Source organism: Mesorhizobium australicum WSM2073 (assembly GCF_000230995.2).
GTDB lineage: Bacteria > Pseudomonadota > Alphaproteobacteria > Rhizobiales > Rhizobiaceae > Mesorhizobium > Mesorhizobium australicum.
This window is the reverse complement of the sequence record NC_019973.1, coordinates 4,628,355-4,651,761: the sequence shown is the minus strand read 5'-3', so window position 1 is coordinate 4,651,761 and position 23,407 is coordinate 4,628,355. Positions and strand designations below refer to the sequence as shown.

General features: G+C 63.8%; 14 protein-coding genes. 9 read left to right on the top strand and 5 right to left on the bottom strand.

Features of this window, described 5'->3' with window-relative positions:
* Positions 1–30: 30 nt before the first annotated feature.
* Together aztB and aztA are read right to left on the bottom strand one after the other, a co-directional pair.
* On the bottom strand, positions 31–906 hold the full coding sequence (aztB, locus tag MESAU_RS22445; protein WP_015318314.1) for a zinc ABC transporter permease AztB: 876 nt from the start codon (positions 904–906) through the stop codon (positions 31–33).
* A complete protein-coding gene (gene aztA, locus MESAU_RS22440) occupies positions 906–1,718 on the bottom strand; it encodes a zinc ABC transporter ATP-binding protein AztA (RefSeq protein WP_015318313.1) in 813 nt (270 codons plus the stop codon). Before aztA ends, aztB begins: the two co-directional genes overlap by 1 nt.
* Positions 1,719–1,938: 220 nt before the next feature.
* Here aztA and MESAU_RS22435 point away from each other — a divergent pair, with 220 nt between their 5' ends.
* On the top strand, positions 1,939–2,283 hold the full coding sequence (locus MESAU_RS22435; RefSeq protein ID WP_015318312.1) for a RidA family protein: 345 nt from the start codon (positions 1,939–1,941) through the stop codon (positions 2,281–2,283).
* A 41-nt stretch (positions 2,284–2,324) separates the two neighbouring features.
* On the opposite strand, the gene hutC is transcribed toward MESAU_RS22435, so the two are convergent.
* Both hutC and MESAU_RS22425 read right to left on the bottom strand, forming a co-directional pair.
* Complete coding sequence (gene hutC, locus MESAU_RS22430; protein ID WP_015318311.1) at positions 2,325–3,071, bottom strand: histidine utilization transcriptional repressor HutC; 747 nt, start codon at positions 3,069–3,071, stop codon at positions 2,325–2,327.
* A 5-nt stretch (positions 3,072–3,076) separates the two neighbouring features.
* The gene (locus MESAU_RS22425; RefSeq protein WP_015318310.1) at positions 3,077–4,432 is read right to left on the bottom strand and encodes a formimidoylglutamate deiminase; all 1,356 of its coding nucleotides are present in this window, start codon (positions 4,430–4,432) and stop codon (positions 3,077–3,079) included.
* 98 nt (positions 4,433–4,530) lie between these two features.
* Between MESAU_RS22425 and hutI the strand changes: the two genes are divergently transcribed.
* From hutI to MESAU_RS22385, 8 genes are all read left to right on the top strand, one after another.
* Positions 4,531–5,766 carry an imidazolonepropionase gene (hutI, locus tag MESAU_RS22420; protein WP_015318309.1) on the top strand — a complete coding sequence of 412 codons (1,236 nt, stop codon included), beginning with the start codon at positions 4,531–4,533 and terminating at the stop codon, positions 5,764–5,766.
* Positions 5,763–7,304, top strand: coding sequence for a histidine ammonia-lyase (hutH, locus tag MESAU_RS22415; RefSeq protein ID WP_015318308.1), 1,542 nt, complete (start codon positions 5,763–5,765; stop codon positions 7,302–7,304). Before hutI ends, hutH begins: the two co-directional genes overlap by 4 nt.
* On the top strand, positions 7,304–8,122 hold the full coding sequence (gene hutG / locus MESAU_RS22410) for an N-formylglutamate deformylase (RefSeq protein ID WP_015318307.1): 819 nt from the start codon (positions 7,304–7,306) through the stop codon (positions 8,120–8,122). Before hutH ends, hutG begins: the two co-directional genes overlap by 1 nt.
* Before the next feature lie 28 nt (positions 8,123–8,150).
* On the top strand, positions 8,151–9,821 hold the full coding sequence (gene hutU, locus MESAU_RS22405) for a urocanate hydratase (protein ID WP_015318306.1): 1,671 nt from the start codon (positions 8,151–8,153) through the stop codon (positions 9,819–9,821).
* 3 nt (positions 9,822–9,824) lie between these two features.
* Complete coding sequence (locus MESAU_RS22400) at positions 9,825–10,403, top strand: HutD/Ves family protein (RefSeq protein ID WP_015318305.1); 579 nt, start codon at positions 9,825–9,827, stop codon at positions 10,401–10,403.
* A 288-nt stretch (positions 10,404–10,691) separates the two neighbouring features.
* Complete coding sequence (locus MESAU_RS22395; protein WP_015318304.1) at positions 10,692–19,280, top strand: glycoside hydrolase family 94 protein; 8,589 nt, start codon at positions 10,692–10,694, stop codon at positions 19,278–19,280.
* Between the two features lie 371 nt (positions 19,281–19,651).
* Positions 19,652–21,424 carry a glucan ABC transporter ATP-binding protein/ permease gene (locus tag MESAU_RS22390; protein ID WP_015318303.1) on the top strand — a complete coding sequence of 591 codons (1,773 nt, stop codon included), beginning with the start codon at positions 19,652–19,654 and terminating at the stop codon, positions 21,422–21,424.
* Between the two features lie 104 nt (positions 21,425–21,528).
* On the top strand, positions 21,529–22,290 hold the full coding sequence (locus tag MESAU_RS22385) for a heme ABC transporter permease (RefSeq protein WP_015318302.1): 762 nt from the start codon (positions 21,529–21,531) through the stop codon (positions 22,288–22,290).
* 4 nt (positions 22,291–22,294) lie between these two features.
* Here the strand turns inward: MESAU_RS22385 and MESAU_RS22380 are convergent, their stop codons facing one another.
* Positions 22,295–23,353 (bottom strand): D-TA family PLP-dependent enzyme, encoded by a 1,059-nt coding sequence (locus MESAU_RS22380; protein WP_015318301.1) that lies wholly within the window; start codon positions 23,351–23,353, stop codon positions 22,295–22,297.
* Positions 23,354–23,407: the final 54 nt, after the last annotated feature.

Here is a 23,407-nt window from a genome sequence, read left to right as displayed (position 1 = left end):
AGCGGGGTTCCTTTTAGAGGGTGAGGCGGATCAGGCCGTTCTGTGGCGGTGATGGATGATGCGACCGCGCAGGATGCCGCGCGTGCCAAACAGGATCGAGGCGAAATAAACGACACCGGCCGACAGGATGATGGCCGGGCCGGAGGGCAACGACGCATGATAGGACAAGAGCAATCCGGCAATGCAGGAGGCAAAGCCGATCAGCACCGCCAGCACGCACATCGGCTCGACGCGTGCGGTCCAGAATCGCGCGGCTGCCGCCGGCAGCATCATCAATCCGACGGATAGCAAAGTGCCGAGCGCCTGGAAGCCGCCGACGAGATTGAGCACGACGAGGCCGAGGAAGATGAAATGCACCGGGCTGCCCATGCGGCTGACCGAACGCAGGAACAGCGGGTCGAGGCATTCGGCGACCAGCGCCCGCCAGAAGATGGCCAGGCTGGCCAACGTCACCGCGACGATGCCGGCAATCAGCATCAATGCCTCGTTGTTGAGCGCCAGCACCGTGCCGAACAGCACATGCATGAGATCGACGCTGGAGCCGCGGATCGACACCATCAGCACGCCGATGGCGAGCGAAATCAGATAGAAGGCGGCCATCGAGGCGTCCTCGCGCTGGATGGTGAAGCGCGAGACAGCGCCAGCGCCGAGCGCGACGATGACGCCGGCGATCAGGCCGCCAATGGTCATAGGCAGGATTTCAAGGCCATAGAACAGGAAGCCGGCGGCCGCCCCTGGCAGGATGGCATGCGCCATGGCGTCACCCGACAGGCTCATGCGCCGCAGCATCAGGAAGACGCCGATGGGGCAGGCGCCGAGCGACAGCATCAGCGAGCCGAACAGCGCCCGCTGCATGAAGCCGAAATCGGCGAAGGGAGCAATGAAGAGACTGTAGAGCGCGTCCATCAGGCGGCCCTCGGTCCGGCGCCATGGTGATGGTCGTGATCATGGCCATGATGATCATGATCATGGCCATGAGCGTGCTCGTCAGGCTCGCACCAGGGGGCGTTCTCTTCCCAGGCTTCGTGGAAGCGGCGCGCGCGCAGCAGGTTCTCAGGCTTCAGCGTCTCCCGGGTATCGCCCCAGGCAACCGGCTGGCGGGCAAGCAGCAGTGTTTCGGGAAAATTCTGGCGCACCAGGTCCAGATCATGGACCACCACCATGATGGTGCGCTCTTCGCCATGCCAGCGCTTGATCAGGGCAATGAGGTCACCGACCGTCTTGGCGTCGACCGCGTTGAAGGGCTCGTCGAGCAGGATCAGGTCGGCATCCTGCAACAGCACGCGGGCAAACAGCGTGCGCTGCAGCTGGCCGCCCGACAGCGTGTCGATCGGCCGCTTCTCGAAGCCGCCGAGGCCGACGGCCATCAATGCTTGGCTGACGGCTTCGCGATCTTCCCTGGTATAGCGGCCGAGCATGCCGCGCTTCGGCCACAGGCCAAGCGAGACCAGATCGACGACGCGGGCGGGAAAGGAGCGATCGAGTTCCGACTGCTGCGGCAGATAAGCTGCCCGCACGCCCGACGCGCGGATGACCTCGCCGGCCATTGGCTTCAGCACGCCGACAATACCCTTCATCAGCGTCGATTTTCCGGAGCCATTGGCCCCGACCACGGCCGTCAGCGAACCCTTGCGGATCGTGCCATCGAGGTGATGGATCGCGGGATGGCTGTTGTAGCCCAGCGTCAGGTCACGGAAGGTTAGGCAGGTCTGGGTCATATCGTTCCGTTGGGAAGTCGAGCCTGGCCGCGATAGTGGCCGTTGGATATGTGATGTTATTACATTAGTCAACAGGCCAATCCGGTGGATTTGCGACCCGGCGGCTCAACTTGCCGTGAGTTTCTTCCGCGCTGGTCCAAGGAGATTTGGCGCCGGCGGCCTTGCCCGAAGCCCACGCCGACTCTAAACAAGCGCAACCCTCAAACGAAGGAACCTCGCAATGAGCATTCGTCGCATCGATGTTGGCCCGCGCATGAGCCAGATCGTCATACACGGCAACACCGTCTATCTGGCCGGCCAGGTCGGCGAGCCCGGCGGCAACGTCGCCGCGCAGACCCGCGACATCCTCGCGATCATCGACGAATTGCTGGCCAAGGCCGGCACCGACAAGACCAAGATCGTCCAGGCGATCATCTGGCTGGCCGACATGGGCACCTTCGCCGAGATGAATTCCGAATGGGACAAATGGGTGCCGCAGGGCCACACACCCGCTCGCGCCACCGGCGAGGCGAAGCTCGCCGGCCCCGAATATCTGGTCGAGATTATTATTACGGCTGCGCTGTAAAGCGGCTGTAGGTGCCGATCTTCCCCAAGCGGGAGATCGGCTTACCCCTGCGACGGCGTGAACCTTGCCACCAGCGTGTGGCTTTCCGCCGGATAGATGAAGCGCACGTGTGTAACCGGGTGCTCCGCGCTCCAGGTGCGGCGCTCCACGACCAGGCAAGGCGCGCCAGGATCGATATCGAGCACGTCGGCGATAGTCTCATCGGCGGCCACGGCGCGTATCCGATGTTCGGCCTCGCTCCACGGCACGCGGCCGATCAGCCATGGACCCGCCGCGATTTCCAGAAACTCTTCGTCCCCGGCTTCCGCGACCGCCGAAAGATTGATCAGACGTTGCTCGAGTGCGAATGGCCGTTCGCCGGCAAAATGAAGGCCTTCGACCGCCAGCACCGAACCCGCGGCGGACAATCCGAGCAACGCCCTGTCCTCCACGTTGCTGCGCCGCCTCAGGCGTTCCAGCCGTTCGTAGCGATAGGGCAGGCCGAGCGCCTCGACCTCGATCCTGATGTCGTGAAGCTCCAGCACCGCTGCCTGCGATTGCGGCTGGCGGACAAAACTGCCCGACCGGCGGCGGCGTTCAATCAGACCCGCCTTGGCCAACTGCGACAGAGCCTTGTTCACCGTCATGCGTGAGCATTTGTATTCGGCGGTCAGCTCATGTTCGAACGGGATACGGTGGCCGGGCGCCCAGGTGCCGGACAGGATCTTTTCGCGGATATCGGACAGGATGCGCTGATGCAGCGAGACGGTCTCGCTGTCGTCTATGTCCGTCCGTTCAGCCATGCTCATCTGCGTTAACCCTCGGAAAGCGCAGTCATCACGCTGCGAAACCGTGCGGCGATAGCCCCGCGCTTGGCGTGTCTGCCAGCGCTGACCTGTTTCTTGCCATGCACCCAGACGCAATCGACCTTGCTGCCATTGGCAAAGATCCAGGCATCGAGGATCGCGTCGCCGGTCTTGCCAGCCAGCGAGGGATTACCGACGTCGAGCGAGACGAGATCGGCGGATGCCCCAGTCGCGATTTGCGAGGCGCCGGCACCAAGGGCGACGCCACCGCCGTCAAGCGCTGCGTCGAACAGGGCGCGGCCTGTTGAGCCGCCGGCTACCGCAAGCACATTGCGGGCGCGGTGCGCGAGGCGCTGCGAATATTCGAGCTGGCGCAATTCGTCGGGCAGGCCGATCAGCACATTGGAATCGGAGCCGATGCCGAAGCGGCCGCCATGCTCCCTGAACAATGGCGCGGCAAAGGTGCCGTCGCCGAGATTGGCCTCCGTGATCGGGCAAAGGCCGGCAATGGCGCCGGTCTTCGCCATGCCGATGGTCTCGGCATCCGTCATATGGGTGGCGTGAATCAGGCACCAACGCTGGTCGACAGCGGCAGCCCCAAGCAGAAATTCGACCGGACGCGCGCCGGACCAGGCAAGGCAGTCCTCGACTTCCCTGACCTGTTCGGCGATGTGGATGTGGATCGGTCCGTTTGGCGCCATGGCGGTGACTTCGATCAGCTCTTCAGGCGTCGCGGCGCGCAGACTGTGCGGCGCGACGCCGACGACAGCTTGATTCAGCGCGCGAACCGATTCACGGCTTTTCTCCACAAGCCGGGCGAACCGATTCACATCGTTGATGAATCGGCGCTGGCCCTCATTCGGAGCTGCGCCGCCGAAAGAGGAGTGGGCGTAAAACACCGGCAGCAGCGTCAGGCCGATACCCGTTTCGCCAGCCGCGGCAGCGATGCGCTCGGCCATCTCGGCTGGGTTGGCATAGGGTTGTCCATCCCGATCATGGTGCAGATAATGAAATTCGCCGACGCGGGAAAAACCGGCCTCCAGCATTTCGACATAGAGCTGCGCCGCCACCGCCTCGACTTGGTCGGGAGTCATCGACAGCGCGAAGCGGTACATCACCTCGCGCCAGCTCCAGAAACTGTCGGCGGAGGGGCCTCGCAACTCGGCAAGGCCGGCCATGCCGCGCTGGAAGGCGTGGCTGTGCAGGTTGGGCATGCCTGGCAGCAGAATGGAATGGCGTTCATCACCGGGCAAAGCGGCGGCTTCAGGCTCCACGGCCGTAATGCGCCCATTGGCAAAAGTGATCCGCACATTGTCGTGCCAGCCGTTAGGAAGAAGCGCCTGTTCCGCAAAGATATCGGTCACTTTTCTCTCCGCTTTCCGGTCTCGTATGTGATGATGGCACTTGCAGTGCGTTTCAATATGTATATACATAATCGCCACCGATTGAAACGGAAAAGATGATGGCCGTAGAGAGCAGCAAAAACCACGCAGAGGGGCTTCGCCTGTGGCGCAATGCGCGTCTGGCGACCATGGCTGAAAATTCTGCCGGATTGGGTATCGTCGAGCATGGTGCGCTCGCCGCGCGCGACGGCCGCATTATCTATGCCGGTCCGCAATCCGAGATGCCCTCGGCTTTTGCCCAAGGCGAGATCATCGATTGCGAGGGCCGCTGGATTACGCCCGGCCTGATCGACTGCCATACCCATCTGATCCATGCTGGCAACCGCGCCAACGAATTCGAGATGCGGCTGGCCGGCGCCACCTATGAGGAAGTCGCCAGGGCCGGCGGCGGCATCGTCTCGTCGGTCAAATTCCTGCGTGCTGCCAGTGAGGGCGACCTGGTTGCCCAGACGCTGCCGCGCCTCGACGCGCTGATTGCCGAGGGCGTAACCACAGTGGAAGTAAAGTCGGGCTATGGTCTCGATCTCGAAAACGAGAAGAAATCGCTGCGCGCCGCGCGACAGCTGGGCAATGAACGCCCGGTGACGGTTCGCACCACATGTCTCGCAGCCCACGCGCTGCCGCCCGAAGCCAAGGGCGACAAGGATGCCTTCATCGATCTCGTCGCCAAAATGATCCTTCCCGGCGTCGTCGAGGAAGGCTTGGCCGATGCCGTCGATGGGTTCTGTGAAGGCATCGCCTTTTCGCCGGAGCAGATGGCACGCGTTTTCGATGTCGCCCAGGCGGCTGGCTTGCCCGTCAAACTCCACGCCGACCAGCTGTCCAATCTGCATGGCGCTGAACTTGCCGCCCGCTATGGCGCGTTGTCGGCCGACCATCTCGAATATACCGACGAGGCAGGCGCGGTGGCGATGGCCAAGGCGGGGACCGTGGCGACGATCCTGCCCGGCGCCTACTACTTCATCCGCGAGACCAAGAAGCCACCGATCGGCCTGTTTCGCCAGCATGGCGTCAGAATGGCTGTTGCCACCGACAACAATCCCGGCACCTCGCCGCTGACCTCGCTGCTTCTGACCATGAACATGGCGGCCACCCTGTTCGGCATGACGGTCGACGAATGTCTTGCCGGCGTCACCCGCGAAGCCGCGCGTGCGCTGGGGCTGCTCGGCGAGACCGGCACGCTGGTATCAGGCAAATCCGCCGATCTGGCGATCTGGGACATCGAGCGTCCCGCCGAACTCGTCTACCGCATGGGCTTCAACCCGCTGCATGCCCGCATCTGGAGAGGACAATGACCGAACTGACCCTGAAGCCCGGCAATGCGACGCTGGCCGACTGGCGCGCCATATACCGTGGCGCCGTGCCGAAACTGGACGATGCCTGCCGTCCGAAAATCAAGGCGAGTGCCGAAGCTGTCGCGCGCATCGTTGCCAAGGGTGAGCCGGTCTATGGCATCAACACTGGTTTCGGCAAGCTGGCCAGCGTGCGCATCCCCGCCGACGATCTCGAGACGCTGCAGCGCAACATCGTGCTTTCGCATGCCGCGGGCGTGGGCGAGCCGATGCCCGTTGCCGTTGCCCGGCTGATGATGGCGCTGAAACTTGCGAGCCTCGCGCAGGGCGCCTCCGGCGTGCGCTCGCAGACCATCGAGCTGCTTGAAGCGATGCTGGCCAACGACGTCATCCCGGTCGTGCCGGCGCAAGGTTCCGTCGGCGCCTCCGGCGACCTTGCCCCGCTGTCGCATATGACGGCGGTGATGATCGGCGTCGGCGAATGCTTTACTCCGCATGGCCGTTTCCCGGCCAAGGTTGCCTTCGTCTCGCACGGGCTGGAGCCCGTGACATTGGGTGCCAAGGAGGGCCTTGCGCTGCTCAACGGCACGCAGTTTTCGACGGCCTATGCACTGGCCGCTTTGTTCGATGCCGAGGTGCTCTACCAGTCGGCGCTTGTCGCCGGCGCGCTTTCGACCGACGCGGCAAAGGGTTCCGACGCGCCGTTCGACCCGCGCATTCATCTGTTGAGAAAGCACCGTGGCCAGATCGAGACCGCGGACGCACTGCGCGATTTGATGGCCGGCAGCGCCATCCGCGAGTCGCACCGGGTCGGCGACGAGCGTGTGCAGGATCCCTATTGCCTGCGTTGCCAGCCGCAAGTGATGGGCGCCGCACTCGATGTCCTGCGCAAGGCCGCCGATACGCTCGAAACCGAGGCCAATGGCGTCACCGACAACCCGCTGATCTTCGCAGAAGACGATACTGCTCTGTCCGGCGGCAATTTCCACGCCGAGCCGGTGGCTTTCGCCGCCGACATGATCGCGCTGGCCGTCTGCGAGATCGGCTCGCTGTCGGAACGCCGCATCGCCATGCTGGTCGATCCCGCGCTGTCAGGCATGCCCGCTTTCCTGACGCCCAAGCCCGGTCTGAACTCCGGCTTCATGATCCCGCAGGTTACGGCGGCCGCGCTTGTTTCGGAAAACAAGCAGAAGGCCTATCCGGCCAGCGTCGATTCCATCCCGACCTCGGCCAACCAGGAAGACCACGTCTCGATGGCCGCGCATGGCGCACGCCGCCTGATCGGCATGGTCGAGAATGCAACCGCGGTGATCGGCATCGAGTTGCTGGCCGCCGCGCAAGGCTGTGATTTCCATCAGCCGCTGGCGTCGAGCGCAGCACTGGAAGCCGTGCGCAAGCTGGTTCGCGCCGAGGTGCCGCATCTCGATAACGACCGGCATTTCCATCCCGACATGGAAAAGGCGATCGCCATGGTGCGCAGTGGTGCGGCTGTGAAAGCCGCGAGCGCTGTGGCACTGCCCTCGATTGCCGGAGCGGCGTGATGACGGCCAGCCCCTGGCTCACGGTCACGCGCGGCACGGCGCCGCTGTTGGTGTCGATCCCGCACACCGGTATCGACCTCGCCGGCCTCGAAAACCGGCTGGTCTCGCCTTGGCTCGGCCGTCGTGATTGCGACTGGTGGATCGACAATCTCTATGATTTCGCCGCCGGTCTCGGCGCCACTGTCGTGCACACCGCGATCTCGCGCACCGTCATCGACGTCAACCGCGATCCATCCGGCGCCTCGCTCTATCCCGGCCAGGCAACCACCGGCTTGTGCCCGACCGAAACCTTTGACGGCGACCCGCTCTACCGCGACGGCGAAGAGCCGGGGCCATCGGAGATCGACGAGCGCCGGCTGAAGTTCTTTGCACCCTATCACGCCGCCTTGCAGGCCGAGATCGACAGGTTGCGCACCTTGCATGGCAAGATTGTCCTCTATGACTGCCATTCGATCCGCTCGGTGCTGCCACGCCTGTTCGAAGGCACGCTGCCGGTGTTCAATCTCGGCACGAATGACGGCAAGAGCGCCGATCCGACGTTGCAGGCGATGGTCAACCAGATCATGGCCGAAACCGGCGAGACTTTTGTCGTCAACGGACGCTTCAAGGGTGGGTGGATAACGCGCCATTTTGGCCAGCCGCTACAGGGCGTGCACGCGCTGCAGATGGAACTCTCCAATCGAGGCTATATGCGCGAGCCCGAGGGGAAGGGCACGCCGGACAATTGGCCGGTGCCCTACGACGCCGCGTTCGCCGCTCCGATCCGCGCCACGCTGACGCGAATTCTTCAAACCGCCATTGACTGGGCCGGGCACTGACGCGCCGCCTCGTCCGAAAGGGACAATGATGAACAATCCCCGTCACAACATACGCGAAGTGCGCGCCCCGCGCGGCGACAAGCTCAATGCCAGGTATTGGACCACCGAAGCGCCGCTGCGCATGCTGATGAACAACCTGGACCCGGACGTTGCCGAAAACCCCAACGAACTGGTCGTCTACGGCGGCATCGGCCGGGCGGCGCGGACCTGGAACGATTTCGACCAGATCGTTGCTTCGCTGAAGATGCTTGGCGAGGACGAGACGCTGCTGGTGCAGTCGGGCAAGCCGGTCGGCGTGTTTCGCACCCACCCGGACGCGCCACGCGTGCTCATCGCCAACTCCAATCTGGTGCCGCACTGGGCGACCTGGGATAAATTCAACGAGCTCGATAAAAAGGGCCTGATGATGTACGGCCAGATGACGGCCGGCTCCTGGATCTACATCGGCACGCAAGGCATCGTGCAGGGCACCTACGAGACCTTCGTCGAGGCCGGCCGCCAGCATTATGGCGGCAATCTCAGGGGAAAATGGATATTGACCGGCGGCCTCGGCGGCATGGGCGGCGCGCAGCCGTTGGCCGCCGTCATGGCCGGCGCCTGCTGCCTGGCGATCGAATGCAATCCCGACTCGATCGATTTCCGCCTGCGCACCCGCTATGTCGACGAGAGAGCCGAGACGCTCGACGAAGCCATGGAAATGATCGAGCGCTGGACCAAGGCCGGCGAGGCGAAGTCCGTCGGCCTGCTCGGCAACGCCGCCGAGATCGTACCCGAAATGTTCCGTCGCGGCATCCGCCCCGACATGGTCACCGATCAGACCTCTGCCCACGACCCCATCAACGGCTATCTGCCGAAGGGCTGGACGATTGCCGAGTGGCGCGAAAAGCGTGTCAGCGACCCCAGGGCGGTCGAGAAGGCGGCTCGCGCCTCCATGCGCGAACATGTCGAGGCGATGGTGGCGTTCTGGAACGCCGGCGTGCCGACGCTCGACTATGGCAACAATATTCGCCAAGTCGCCAAGGATGAAGGGTTTGAAAACGCCTTTGCCTTCCCCGGTTTCGTGCCGGCCTATATCCGTCCCCTCTTTTGCCGCGGAATCGGCCCGTTCCGCTGGGCAGCACTCTCCGGTGATCCAGAGGACATCTACAAAACCGACGCCAAGGTCCGCGAGCTCACTCCCGGCAACACCCATCTGCACAATTGGCTGGACATGGCCCGCGAGCGGATCTCCTTTCAGGGGTTGCCGGCGCGCATCTGCTGGGTTGGCCTCGGCGACCGGCACCGGCTGGGTCTCGCCTTCAACGAGATGGTGGCCAAGGGCGAACTGAAGGCGCCCGTCGTCATCGGCCGCGATCACCTCGATTCCGGTTCGGTCGCCTCGCCAAACCGCGAGACGGAAGCGATGAAGGACGGTTCGGACGCCGTGTCCGATTGGCCGCTGCTCAATGCGTTGCTCAACACAGCTTCGGGCGCCACCTGGGTGTCGCTGCATCATGGTGGCGGCGTCGGCATGGGTTTCTCGCAGCATGCCGGCATGGTTATCGTTGCCGACGGCACGCCGGATGCTGCAAGGCGCCTGGAACGGGTGTTGTGGAACGACCCGGCGACCGGCGTCATGCGCCACGCCGATGCCGGCTATGACATTGCGATCGAATGCGCCAAGGAGCACCAGCTCAACCTGCCTGGCATTTTGGGCTAAGCCATGCGCGTTCTTCGTGCCGCCGACTACCGCGTCATGCCGTGGAAGAACGGCGGCGGTACGACGACCGAGATCGCCGTCTCGCCCGCTGGCGCTGGGCTCGACGATTTCGACTGGCGCGTCTCGATGGCCCGGGTCGAGACGAGCGGGCCGTTCTCCAGCTTTGCCGGCATCGACCGCACCCTGTCGGTTCTGGAAGGCGAGGGGATCGTGCTTAATGTCGCCGGCCGTCCGCCCGAGCGGATGACAGCGGCTTCCCAGCCTTTTTCCTTTCCAGCCGACCAGCCCACGAGTGCCGCGCTGATCGCGGGCCCGATTACCGATCTCAACGTCATGACCCGCCGCGGCCGCATGTTGCATCAAGTCGAACGCCTGCCGGTTTCGGCGCCTGTGGAAATCTCGACCGAGGCCTGTTCCACCCTCATCCTTTGCCACAGAGGCCATGCCATTTTCGCCGGCGCCACGCCTATCCGCCTCGAGCCGCTCGACACCCTGCTGCTCGGGCCGGATGTGCCTATCTTGCGGGTTGAGCCCGCCCCGGATGCGACCCTTTTCGTGGTCCGCATAATCAGGGCCGCCTGACGGGTTTGCCGCCAACGGTTACCGCCTGTTTCCAAACATGATCGCGATGCCGGCGAAATATAGCGTACACTGACGATGGCATCACGAAAAAGCCCGAATCCTCTCCGTCGATCGGTCCCGACGGGAGCGAGGGGCGCTCGTCTTTGAGTTGGTCGAAAGATGACGCTCCGTCGTGGTGCGGAAACAAACTTTCGGCATAGGGGTTGATGCAGCCGATTGCATTTGAACCGGTTTTAGGGCCATTGCCGTGGCGGTGACGCCGCTGAGTGCCCGCTTACGGAATTTTCAATGAATATTCAGACGAACCCAGCCCAGATCGAGAAGACAAGCGCGAGCTTCCCGGCCGTCACGGAAGAGCCGATACGATCGGTATTCCTGCCGGAGGAACGGCTCCGGCTGCTCGGCGAGAGCCTTGCCAAGGGCGATCTGACGGATCTGTTCGGCCTGATCCCGTTCGACTTCCAGGCCCGCATCCGTGACAGCGCCAAGAAGATCCTCGAGGTCTACCGGTCGACCAATGCCGCGCAGGGGAGGGGCGAAACCATCACGCCGGCCGCGCAATGGCTGCTCGACAACAACTATCTGATCGAGGAAACCATTTTCCAGGTCAAACGCGACCTGCCGCGCCGCTTCTACCGGCAATTGCCAACGCTGAAACTGCCCGATGGCGGCACCGTGCCGCGCGCATTGGCGCTGGCCTGGACCTATGTCGCGCATTCCGACAGTTCCGTCTCGGCGACCATGTTCAAGTCCATCGTCCAGGGTTTTCAGTCGGTCGAGCCGCTGAAAATCGGCGAACTCTGGGCACTGCCGTCCCTTTTGCGCTTCGTGCTCATCGAAAACCTCCGCCGCCTGGCGGTCAGGGTCAACCGCACCCGCCAGATGCGCCAGATCGCCAACGACGTGGCCGACAAGGTGCTGGCGACCGACGACAATCCGGACCGGCAGGCGATCCTTGCCAATTTCAGCGCGCATGCACAGGACACCACCTTCGCCACTCAGCTGCTCTATCGCCTGCGTGACGGATCGCAGAATGCCGGCAAGGCGCTGGAGTGGCTGGAAGGCGAACTCGAAAAGACCGGCTCGGATGCCGAGGAAATCATCATTTCCGAGCACCAGACGCTGTCCAGCGGCAATGTGACCACCGGCAACATCGTTCGCGGCCTGCGCCTCATCAACGACGTCGACTGGACGGTGTGGTTCGAAGGCGTCAGCCGCATCGATACCGTGCTGCGCGAGCGCACTGATTTCGCCGCGCTCGACTTCTTCTCGCGCGATCAATACCGCACCGCGATCGAGGAACTGGCACGCCGCTCGAACCTGTCGGAGTACCGTGTCGCCGAAAAAGCCATCGAACTAGCCGGCCATGCTGTCAGCGAAACCGTCCCGGAGAGCGGTGAGGGGGTTGATGCCCAAGCTGCATCCGTTCACACCGATGTCGGTTTCTATCTCGTTGGCCCGCGTCGGCTGGAACTCGAAAAGACGATCGGTTATCGGCCCACGATCAGCCAGATCGTCAAGCGGACCTTCGCCAAGACCGGATGGCTTGGCATCGTCCTGCCCGTCTTCGCCCTGACCGTCCTGCTGCTCGTCCTGTCGGGCAACGCCCTTTCCAATCTCGGCCTGTCGGTTCCGTCCATCGTGCTGATGCTGGCCCTGTTTGCCGTGCCGGCCAGCGAAGGCGCGCTCGCTTTCTTCAACACCGTGGTCTCGCTCTTCCTCAAGCCGACACGCCTGATCGGCTATGACTACAGGCACGGCGTGCCGCCCGAGGCGCGCACCCTGGTGGTCGTGCCGTCGCTGATCGGCTCCCGTGACGATGTCGAGGAAAACATCCGCAACATCGAAGTGCATTACCTTGCCAATCTGGCGGACGAGATCCATTTCGCGCTGCTTTCGGATTGGCCCGACAGCAAGATCGAGATCGATGCGGCCGATACCGAGATCCTCGACTTCGCTCGCGCCGAAATCGCCCGCCTCAATGCGCGCTATCCCTCCGAAGGCGCGCCGCGCTTTTACATCCTGCACCGCCGCCGGCTCTACAATGCCGCTCAAGGGTCCTGGATGGGTTGGGAGCGCAAGCGCGGCAAACTGCACGAACTCGATCTCTTGCTGCGCGGCGACAGCGATACCACCTTCCTGCCGCTCGAAGTGCCGCTGCCGGAAAAAGTCGTCCATGTGATGACGCTCGACGCCGATACCCGCACCACCCGCGATGCGGTATCGAGCCTTGTCGGCAAGCTTTGCCATCCGCTCAACCGTCCGCATTTCGACGCCACCAGGCGCGTCGTCACCGCCGGCTATACCATCCTGCAGCCGCGCATCACCGCTTCGCTCACCAGCGGCGACGAAGCTTCGTTCTTCCAGCGCGTGTTCTCGGCCAATCGCGGCCTTGATCCTTATGTCTTCGCTGTTTCGGACCTCTATCAGGACGTCTTCAGCGACGGGTCCTTCACCGGCAAGGGTCTCTATCATGTCGATGCCTTCGAGGCCGCTTTGCAGGGCCGCATCGAGGAAAACACCATTCTCAGCCACGATCTGCTCGAAGGCGCGCTGGCGCGCGCCGCGCTGGTCACCGACGTCGAACTGGTCGAAGATTACCCGACCCGCTACTCGGTCGATGCCTCGCGCCACCATCGCTGGGCGCGCGGCGACTGGCAGCTTTTGGGGTACATCTTCAACCCGCGCTCCGGCGTTCCGGCCCTGTCGCGCTGGAAGATGGTCGACAATCTGCGCCGCTCGCTGACGCCGATCTTCTGGGTGATGGCGGCGATCGCCGGCTGGACCTTGCTGCCCTTCACGCAGGCCGCGCAGTGGCAGGCCTTGCTGATCCTGAGCCTGTTCATGGCGCCGACCTTCGACGTCGTCAACGCCATCCTGCCCAAGAGCGGCGACCAGACGCCGCGCGGCCATTTCTCGGCGCTGGCGCGCGACGTCGCCTTCGGCACCGCCATGGTGGCGCTGAAGATCGTGCTGATGGCACATAACGCCTGGATGATGGGCGATGCCATCGTGCGCACGCTCTACCGGCTGTTCGTCAGCCGGCAGAACCTCCTGGAATGGCGCACCGCCTCGCAGGCGCACAAGGCCGGCGACAACGATGTCGGCTCCTACTACGGAATGATGTACGGCGCCGTGATCATCGGCTTTGTCGGCCTCGCCATTCCGGTGCTGGCCGATTCCACCGGTGCCTTTGTCGCCTTTTTCTTTGCCTTGTTCTGGATCGGCTCGCCGGCGATCGCCAGCTGGATCAGCCGCTCCGCTGAAACCGAGGATCGGCTGCGCATATCGCAAGCCGACATCCACACGCTGCGCACCGTGGCGCGCCGTACCTGGCATTATTTCGAGAGCTTCGTGACGGCAGAGCATCACAATCTGCCGCCGGACAATTTCCAGGAGAGCCCCGCGCCAGTCGTGGCGCCGCGCACCTCGCCGACCAATATCGGCGTCTACTTGCTCTCGGTCGTCTCGGCACGCGATTTCGGCTGGATCAGCCTGTCCGATGCCATCACCCGCATCGACGCCACCATGACCACCATCGAGAGCATGCCGCGCCATCGTGGCCATCTCTTCAACTGGTACGATACCACGACGCTGAAGCCGCTTTATCCGCTCTACATCTCGGCTGTCGACAGCGGCAATCTCGCCGGCCACCTGGTGGCGGTGGCGGCTGCCTGCGCCGAATGGGCGGAAGCCCCTTCCGTCCACCTGCAGGGCGATTTCGAAGGCATCCTCGATACGGTGACCATCCTGAGCGAAAGCCTCGATGAACTGCCCGACGACCGCCGCCAGTTGCGCCCGTTGCGCCAACGCCTTGTCGATCGCCTCGACGGCATGCGTCGCGCGGTTGAGACGATCAAGGCACAGCCGGAAATGGCCTCCATCCGCACCATCAACCTGGCGGTGCTGGCCGGCGAAATCCGCAAGCTCGCCACCGCCATTCACACCGAAGCCGCATCGCCGCAAAGCGACGTCATCGTCGACTGGACGGCACGGCTCGAAACCACCTGCGAGGCGCACGTCCACGACGCCCACAGCGACGAGAACGCCGTCGAGGCTCTGCGTGCCAAGCTGCTCACCTTGCGCGAGCGCACCCGTCGTTTCGCCTTCGAGATGGAGTTCGCCTTCCTGATGCGGCCGGAGCGCAAGCTTTTGTCGATCGGCTACCGGGTCGAGGAACATCAGCTCGACGAAAGCTGCTACGACCTTCTCGCCTCCGAGGCGCGGCTGACCAGCCTGTTCGCCATCGCCAAGGGCGATCTGCCGACCGAACATTGGTTCAGGCTTGGCCGCCCGATCGTCGAGATCGGCTTCCAGGGCGCGCTGATGTCGTGGTCCGGCTCGATGTTCGAATATCTGATGCCGCCGCTGGTGATGAAGGAGCCGCAAGGCTCGATCCTCAACCAGACGAGCAAGCTGATCATCAAGCGCCAGATGCAGTATGGCCGGCAGAAGAATGTGCCGTGGGGCATTTCGGAAGCGGCCTACAACGCCCGCGACCGGGAACTGACCTATCAGTACACCAATTTCGGCGTGCCGGGGCTTGGGCTGAAGCGTGGCCTTGGCCAGAACACGGTGATTGCGCCTTACGCGACCATCATGGCGGCGCAGTTCAACCCGCGCGAAGCGGTGCAGAATCTGACCCGGCTGCGCGAGATCGGCGCGCTTGGCCGTCATGGCTATTACGATGCGGTCGACTTCACGCCGCAGCGCGTACCGGAAGGCACCAACCACGCGGTCGTGCTGAACTACTATGCCCATCATTCGGGCATGTCGATCGCCGCCGTCGCCGACGCCATCTTCGAAGGTCGCCTGCGCGATCGCTTCCACAGCGATCCGGTCATTGAATCGGCCGAATTGCTGCTGCAGGAGAGGGCGCCGCGCGACATTCCGACCGCCACCGTCCGCACCGAGGCCGACGAGCGCTCCAAGGACGAGACGGAGACCGAGAGCCCCGACACCCGCATCGTGCTCGATCCCGCGCGGGCGTTGCGTTCGACCAATGTGATGTCGAATGGCCGCTATTCGGTGATGGTGACCGCGACCGGCTCCGGCTACAGCCGCTGGGGCGATCTTTCCGTCACCCGCTGGCAGCCCGATCCGGTCGAGGATCGGCTTGGCTCCTACATCTTCCTGCGCGATGCCGCCACTGGCGACTGGTGGTCCGCGACTTCGGAACCCAGGCGCGCGGCCGAGGAAAAGACGCAGGCCCTGTTTTCCGATGACAAGGCGAGCTTCGTGAAGCTGGTCGGCACGCTGCGCTCCGAAGTGGAGTGCATCGTCATCTCCGAGGGCAATGGCGAAGGCCGTCGCATCACGCTCTACAATGAGAGCACATCCGACCGTCACATCGAGGTGACGTCCTTTGCAGAACTGGTCCTGGGTTCGGAAGCTTCCGACAACGCGCATCCGGCCTTCTCGAAAATGTTCGTGGAAACGGAAATCGCCGCCAACAACGGCGCGATCTTCGCCACGCGCCGCAAGCGTGAAACCAGCGAACCGGATGTGACGCTGGTGCATTTCGTCACCGATCCGTCGGGACCGGCGCGTGATGCCGAGGCCGAGACCGACAGGCGCGCCTTCATCGGCCGTGGCCGCACCATCGTCGATGCCGCCGCCTTCGATCCAGGCGCCAGGCTTGGCGGCCATTCCGGCTTCACGCTCGATCCCATCGCCTCGCTGCGTCGTCAGGTGCGCGTACCCGCCAACAAGAAAGTATCGCTGACCTTCTGGACCGTCGTCGGGGCAAACCGTGCCGAGCTGGAGGAGGCGATAAGCCGGCTCGACCATCAGGAGAGCTTTGCCCGGCAGGCGATGCTTGCCTGGACGCGTAGCCAGGTGCAGACCCGCCATATGGGCCTCAGTCTGACCGACGCGGCCAATGTGCAGAAGCTGGCGCGCTATCTGGTCTATCCCGACCCGTTCCTGCGGTTGCCGGCCGAGTCCATCGCTTCCGGGTTGGGCAAGCAGTCGAGCCTGTGGCCGACCAGTATTTCGGGCGATTACCCGATCTTCCTGGTCAGGATCGGTGACGTTGCCGATCTCGAGATCGTAGCCCAGGCGTTGCGCTTCCAGGAATACATGCGCACCCGCGGCATGATGATCGACTTCGTCGTGGTCAACGAGCAGGCTTCGTCCTATGTCCAGGATCTGCAGCGCGCGGTCGAGACGCTGTGCGAAAACAGCCGCTTGCGCGGCAAGGAACTCGGACCCCGCCAGCACATTTTCGCGGTGCGCCGCGACCTGATGGAGGAAACCACCTACAAGACGCTGCTCGCCGTCGCCCGGGTTGTGCTGCATACACGTAACGGCACCATCTTCGACCAGATCGAACGGGCCGAGGCGGCCGCGCTGCAGGCGCGCGATGGCTTGCAGCCGGCAGGATTGCCGGGTTCGCGCGAAATCGCGGCGCTCGCACCGCAGATGCATGCATTTGCCTCGCAGGCGGTGGCCGACGTCAGCGCCGATGGCTCCGGCCTCAGCCTGTGGAATGGTTTCGGCGGCTTCGACGGCGACGGGCGGCACTATGTGGTGCGCCTGGCTGGCCGGCGCACGACGCCGCAACCCTGGATCAACGTCGTCTCCAACGCGTCGTTCGGCTTCCACACCTCGGCCGAGGGAGCGGCCTTCACCTGGAGCCGCAACAGCCGCGATTACCAGCTGACGCCATGGTCGAACGATCCGGTGTCCAACCGGCCGGGCGAGGGCGTCTATATTTACGACCAGGCCAGCGGCAAGGCGTTCTCTCCGCTCGCAGCGGTGGTGCGCGATCCCGCGATGACCTACGAGGCTTGGCATGGCCAGGGCTTCTCGACCTTCCGCTCGAAGCGCGGACCGTTGTCGATGGACCTGACCCATGTCGTCGATCCCATCGATCCGGTGAAGATCACGCGGCTGCGCATCCAGAATTCCGGCCCGGTGCCGGCTAGGCTGCGTGTCTATGCTTACGCCGAATGGGTGCTTGGCGGGCATCGGTCGCGCACCGCGGCAACCATAGTGCCGTCCCGCGACGGGGCCACCGGCGCGTTGCTGGCGCAAAATCCCTACGGGCTCGATTTCAGCGAGCGGGTGGCCTTCCTCGCCGCCGACACCGGCGTCCACTCGGTGACGTCAGACCGGGCCGAGTTCCTCGGCCGGCACGGGTCCAGCGAGCTGCCACAGGCGGTGCTGAGCGGTTCGGCCCTGTCGGGTCGAGTCGAGGCCGGAGATGATCCTTGCGCGGCGATCGCTCGCGACGTCGAGATTCCGGCCGGCGCCGACGTCACGCTCATCTGGCTGCTCGGCGATGCCGATTCCGCGGCGCAGGCGAGCGCGTTGGTGCAGACGCACCGGGGCAAGGATTTCGACCAGCGCCTGGCCGACAATGAACGCGAATGGCGCGCCTTCCTCGACACCATCCAGGTGGAGACGCCGGACAAGGCACTCGATGCCATGGTCAATCACTGGCTGCCCTATCAGAGCCTTGCCTGCCGCATCCGCGCCCGCTCGGCCTTCTATCAGGCAAGCGGCGCCTTCGGCTTCCGCGACCAGTTGCAGGACACGCTCGCCTTGCTGGCGCATGACCCGAAGCTGGCGCGTGACCAGATCCTCAACGCCGCGCGGCGGCAATTCCCGGAGGGTGACGTGCAGCATTGGTGGCTGCCGCGCACCGGCGCCGGCGTGCGTACCTTGATCTCCGACGACGTGGTGTGGCTCGCCCACGCCACGTCCCGCTATCTCATGGTGACCGGCGACGCCGCCATCCTGAAGGAGCAACTGCCTTTCCTCGACGGACAGGCGCTGGGTGAAGGCGAGCACGACGCCTTCTTCACCCCGGAAATCTCGAAGAAGACAGTGTCGCTCTACGACCACTGCGCGCGTGCGCTCGACCTTGCCATCAAGCGCAGCAGTCCAGCCGGCCTGCCGCTGATCCTTGGCGGCGACTGGAACGACGGCATGAACCGTGTCGGCGAACACGGCAAGGGCGAGAGCGTGTGGCTGGGTTGGTTCCTGTTGAAGACGCTGGGCGACTTCGCCGCGGTCGCCAAGACCGAGGGCGACACCAAGCGCGCACAGGCCTGGGCAAAGCATGCCGACGCGCTGAAGCGGGCACTCGAAAGCACGGCATGGGACGGCGAATGGTACCGGCGCGGCAGTTTCGATGACGGTACGCCTTTGGGCTCGCGTACATCGCAGGAGTGCAAGATCGACTCCATCGCCCAGTCCTGGAGCGTGCTGTCGGGCGAGGGCGACCCGGCGCGGTCGACCACGGCCATGCAGCAGGCGACGAAGCTGCTCGTCGACGACCGTCTCAAGATCGTCAAACTGTTCACGCCACCCTTCTCGAAGACACAGAAGGACCCCGGCTACATCAAGAGCTATCCACCTGGCGTGCGCGAGAATGGCGGCCAGTATACCCACGCGGCGACGTGGTTCGTCATTGCGCTGGCCGAGATGGGGCAGACCGATGAAGCTTATCGCTGCTTCTCAATGCTGAATCCGGTCAACCACGCGTTCGACGAGGCCTCGGCCGAGCACTACCGCGTCGAGCCCTACGTGGTGGCGGCCGATATCTACGCCGGCGATGACAAGGGAGGTCGCGGCGGCTGGACCTGGTACACCGGCTCGGCGGGCTGGCTTTATCGGGCGGCGGTCGAAGGCATCCTGGGCATCGAACGGCGCGGCAAGCAGATCACATTCCGGCCGAAGCTGCCCAGCCACTGGGATGGCTACCAGGCTTCACTCAAGATGCTGGGCGCCGAGATCAAGGTCCAGGTCATTCGCGACAAAAAGGCCAAGACGATCTCGCTCGAAGTCAATGGTTCGAAGACAAAATCGACGTCCTTCGCACCCAAAGCTGGTGACCAGACCGAGGTCGTGGTCAAGATACCGGCATGAAATCAACCATTTAGTGATTAGATCGCGCGTCCTCCAGGACGCGCGATGCCGTGCATTGTTTACTTGCGCGTGGGGTGCCGACGACGTTGGCCAGCCGCCCGGACGAAGTCATGCCGGCCTGCCGTGATTAAAAATGTGGCACAGCTCGACCACTGCCATGATTTTGCCGCAAGGCTGACATTTCACCTTTTATCTCAAACTGTTAGGTGATCACGCCAGATTTCGTATCGTCGTCATCTTTTGTTCGCTAAATGGGAACGGAAGAGATAGACGGGCATTGTTTTGCGACGCATCAACCGTTACGTGTCAGGAAATGGTGCGGTGCACAATATTGGTATTGGGCACAATAGAACGTTGGCGGAGTAGCTGAAGTGTCACTTCTGCAGATCTATTGGAGAGCGCTGGGGTATCTGGCTGCCGACAAGAAGCGCGTCGCGCTGATCTGTTCGGCCAACGTCGCTCTTGCAGCCATCGCGATCCTTGAGCCGATCATGTTCGGCCGGGTCATCGACGCGATTTCCGCGCACGGTTCGGTTTTCTCCACGCTCGCCGTGTGGGCCGGCCTCGGCGCCTTCAATGTCATGGCTTTCGTCCTGGTAGCGCGCGGCGCCGACCGGTTCGCGCACGCCCGGCGCAGCGAAGTGCTCTGTCAGTCGTTCGAGCGCGTCATCACCATGCCGCTCGCCTGGCATCATCAGCGTGGCACCTCGAATGCCCTCCACACGCTGCTGCGCGCCGTCGAGACTCTGTTCAGCCTCTGGCTTGAATTCATGCGCCAGCACTTGTCGACCGCTGTCGCGCTCGTTCTGCTGGTTCCGACGGCGCTCAGCATGGATGTGCGCATGTCGATGGTTCTGCTCGTGCTCGGCGTGCTCTATGTCGGCATCGGCCGCCTGGTGATGAAGCGCACCAAGGAAGGCCAAGCTGCGGTCGAGCGCCACTATCACAAGGTATTCGCGCATGTGACGGACTCGGTGAGCAACGTCGCCGTGCTGCAGAGCTACAACCGTCTCGGCTACGAGGCCGAGGCGCTGCGTGGCTACGTCAAGAACCTGCTCGACGCGCAGAACCCGGTGCTCGACTGGTGGGCTATCGCCAATGCGCTCAATCGGCTGTCGTCGACGATCTCGATGATGGTGGTGCTTCTGATCGGCGCTTACCTGGTCACTCATGGCCAGCTGCGCATCGGTGACGTCATCGCCTTCACCGGCTTCGCCACGCTGCTGATCTCACGGCTCGATCAGATGTCGGCTTTCGCGAACCAGATTTCGGAAGCTCGCGCCAAGCTCGAGGATTTCTACAAGCTCGAGGACTCGGCCGCCGATACCGCCGAGCCGGATGGTCTGCGCGACCTTGCCAACGTCACCGGCCATGTTCGTTTCGAGGATGTCAGCTTCGAGTTCGCCAATTCGGGGCAGGGCGTCAGCGACGTGTCCTTCGAGGTGCAGGCCGGCCAGACCGTCGCCATCGTCGGACCGACGGGTGCGGGCAAGACCACGCTCATCAACTTGCTGCAGCGCGTCTTCTCGCCGTCCAGTGGCCGTATCCTGATCGACGGCATCGATACCCGCACGGTGACCCGCAAGTCGCTGCGCCATTCGATCGCCACCGTGTTCCAGGACGCCGGGCTTTTGAACCGCTCGATCGAGGACAACATCCGCGTCGGCCGCGCCGATGCGACCAACGACGAGATCCATGCCGCCGCCACCGCGGCCGCGGCGCAGGATTTCATCCTGGCCAAGAGCAATGGCTACGACACGGTGGTCGGCGAACGTGGCGGCCAGCTCTCGGGCGGCGAGCGCCAGCGCATCGCCATTGCCCGTGCCGTGCTGAAGGATGCCCCGATCCTGGTGCTCGACGAGGCGACCAGCGCACTCGACGTCGAGACCGAGGACCGCGTCAAGGAAGCGATCGACGAATTGCGCCGCGACCGCACCACTTTCATCATCGCCCACCGCCTGACCACCGTCCGCGACGCCGATCTGGTCGTGTTCATGGACAAGGGCAGGGTGGTCGAGATGGGTGGCTTTGCCGAACTGTCGCTGCGCAACGGCCGCTTCGCCAGCCTGCTGCGCGCCGGCGGCCTGCTCAACGACGAGGAAGTCCGGCGCCTCAGCCGGTCGGTGCAGGGCGAGGCCGCCTGAGCCGTTAACGGTTCCGCCTTCTCCCGAACGGGAGGAGGCAAGACCAGAGCTGCGACACCGCCGCTCGATTGCCCCAAACGCATCGGCGGTCTATGTAAAGTCGCATGAGTGACACCACCTCACGCCTGAGCGGCCTGACCGATCTTGCCAATCCGACGCGGTTCGTCGGGCTTGCCGACAAGCTTGTGCCGTGGCTGGCGGCGCTCGCCGCGCTCATCCTCGCGATTGGCCTCTATATGAGCTTCACCGCGCCCGAGGATTTCCAGCAGGGTATCACCGTTCGCATCATGTACATCCACGTGCCTTTCGCCTGGCTCGCCATGATGTGCTATACGCTGATGGCGGTCTCCGCGCTTGGCACGCTGGTCTGGCGCCATCCGCTGGCCGATGTCGCGCTGAAGTCGGCCGCACCCATTGGAGCGGTGTTCACCGCGCTGGCGCTGATCACCGGTTCGATCTGGGGCAAGCCGATGTGGGGCACCTGGTGGGTGTGGGACGCTCGCCTGACTTCTGTCTTCGTGCTGTTCCTGATGTATCTCGGCATCATCGCGCTGACCCGTGCGCTGGATGATGCCAGCCGCGCCGCCTGGGCCGCTGCCATCATCACGCTGGTTGGCTTCATCAATATCCCGATCATCAAATTCTCGGTCGACTGGTGGAACACGCTGCACCAGCCTGCCTCGGTGTTCCGGCTCGGCGGCCCTACCATCGACCCGAGCCTGCTCTGGCCTCTGCTGGTGATGGCTTTCGGCTTTACCGTGCTGTTCTTCGCGCTGCACCTGATGGCAATGCGCACCGAAATCCGCCGCCGCCGGGTGATAGCCATGCGGCGGGTGGCAGCGCGGCAGGCGGAGCGTCCGGTCTAAAACCTCATGTCATCAGCCCGCGAGCCGCCACTGGCAGCGTTTCGAGAACCTTCTCGTCGTCTATCAGATTGACCTCGTTGAACAGGTTGGTGACGACGCAGCAGTGGTCCGGCACCACGCGCACGCGTTCGCCAATGCGCAGCCTGCCGTCGCCAGAAAGCGTGACCGTGCCGTGCTCCTCGCTCAGGCCCGTCACCAGTGCTCCGGGGACGCCCATCAACTCTCCAAAATCCTTTAGCCCTAGCGTATCGCTGGACAGGGCCTTGCTGCCGCTATCGAGAATGGCGCGGGTCGCTGTCGGATGGCTGACCACGGTCGCGAGCACCGTCAGCGCGCAATCGTCCAAGGTGCCGACGCCTTTGGCGACCTGGTAGCGATCGAGATAGATGTAGGTTCCCGGGCGATACTCCGTGACGACGGATGCGTCGACGGAGCGCCACATATCAGGCGTGCCGCCACTGGAGATGCGCTCGCAGGCAAGCCCCGAGGCAGCCAGCGCCTGCTTGGCGGTGGCGAGCCAGGCTTCGGCTTCAGCCGCGCGGCCGGCGGCCGGATAGGTCATCAGTCCGCCGAAGGTGAGGCCACCAGCCTTGTCGATCAGCCTTGCCAGCGCCACCGCTTCATTGGCTGTCTGTACGCCGCAGCGACCCATGCCGGTGTCGCATTCGACCAGCACGGACAGAGGATGGCCGGCATCGGTGAAAGCTGCCGCGAGCCCTTCCAGCGTGTCCATGCTGTCGGCCGTGACCGACAGGGTCACGCGGCCATGCAGCGCCTTCAGCCGCTCGAGCTTGGCGCGCCCCAGGATGTTGTAGGGAAGAAAGATATCGGTCAGCCCGGCGTCGGCCATTACCTCGGCCTCGCCGATCTTCTGGCACGTGATGCCGACGGCACCTGCCGCCATTTGCTTCTTCGCCCAATAAGGCAGCTTGTGCGTCTTGATGTGCGGCCTGAGCTTCAGTCCGTTCTTGTCGGCATGAGCCTGTGCACGAGCAATGTTGGCTTCGGCGCGTGCGACGTCGATCAGGATCGAAGGCGTATCGAGGTCATGGATGGTCGGCATCGGCTATCCCTGTGCAATTCGCAAGGGTTATGAGCCTCAAAGCACGCGATGTCA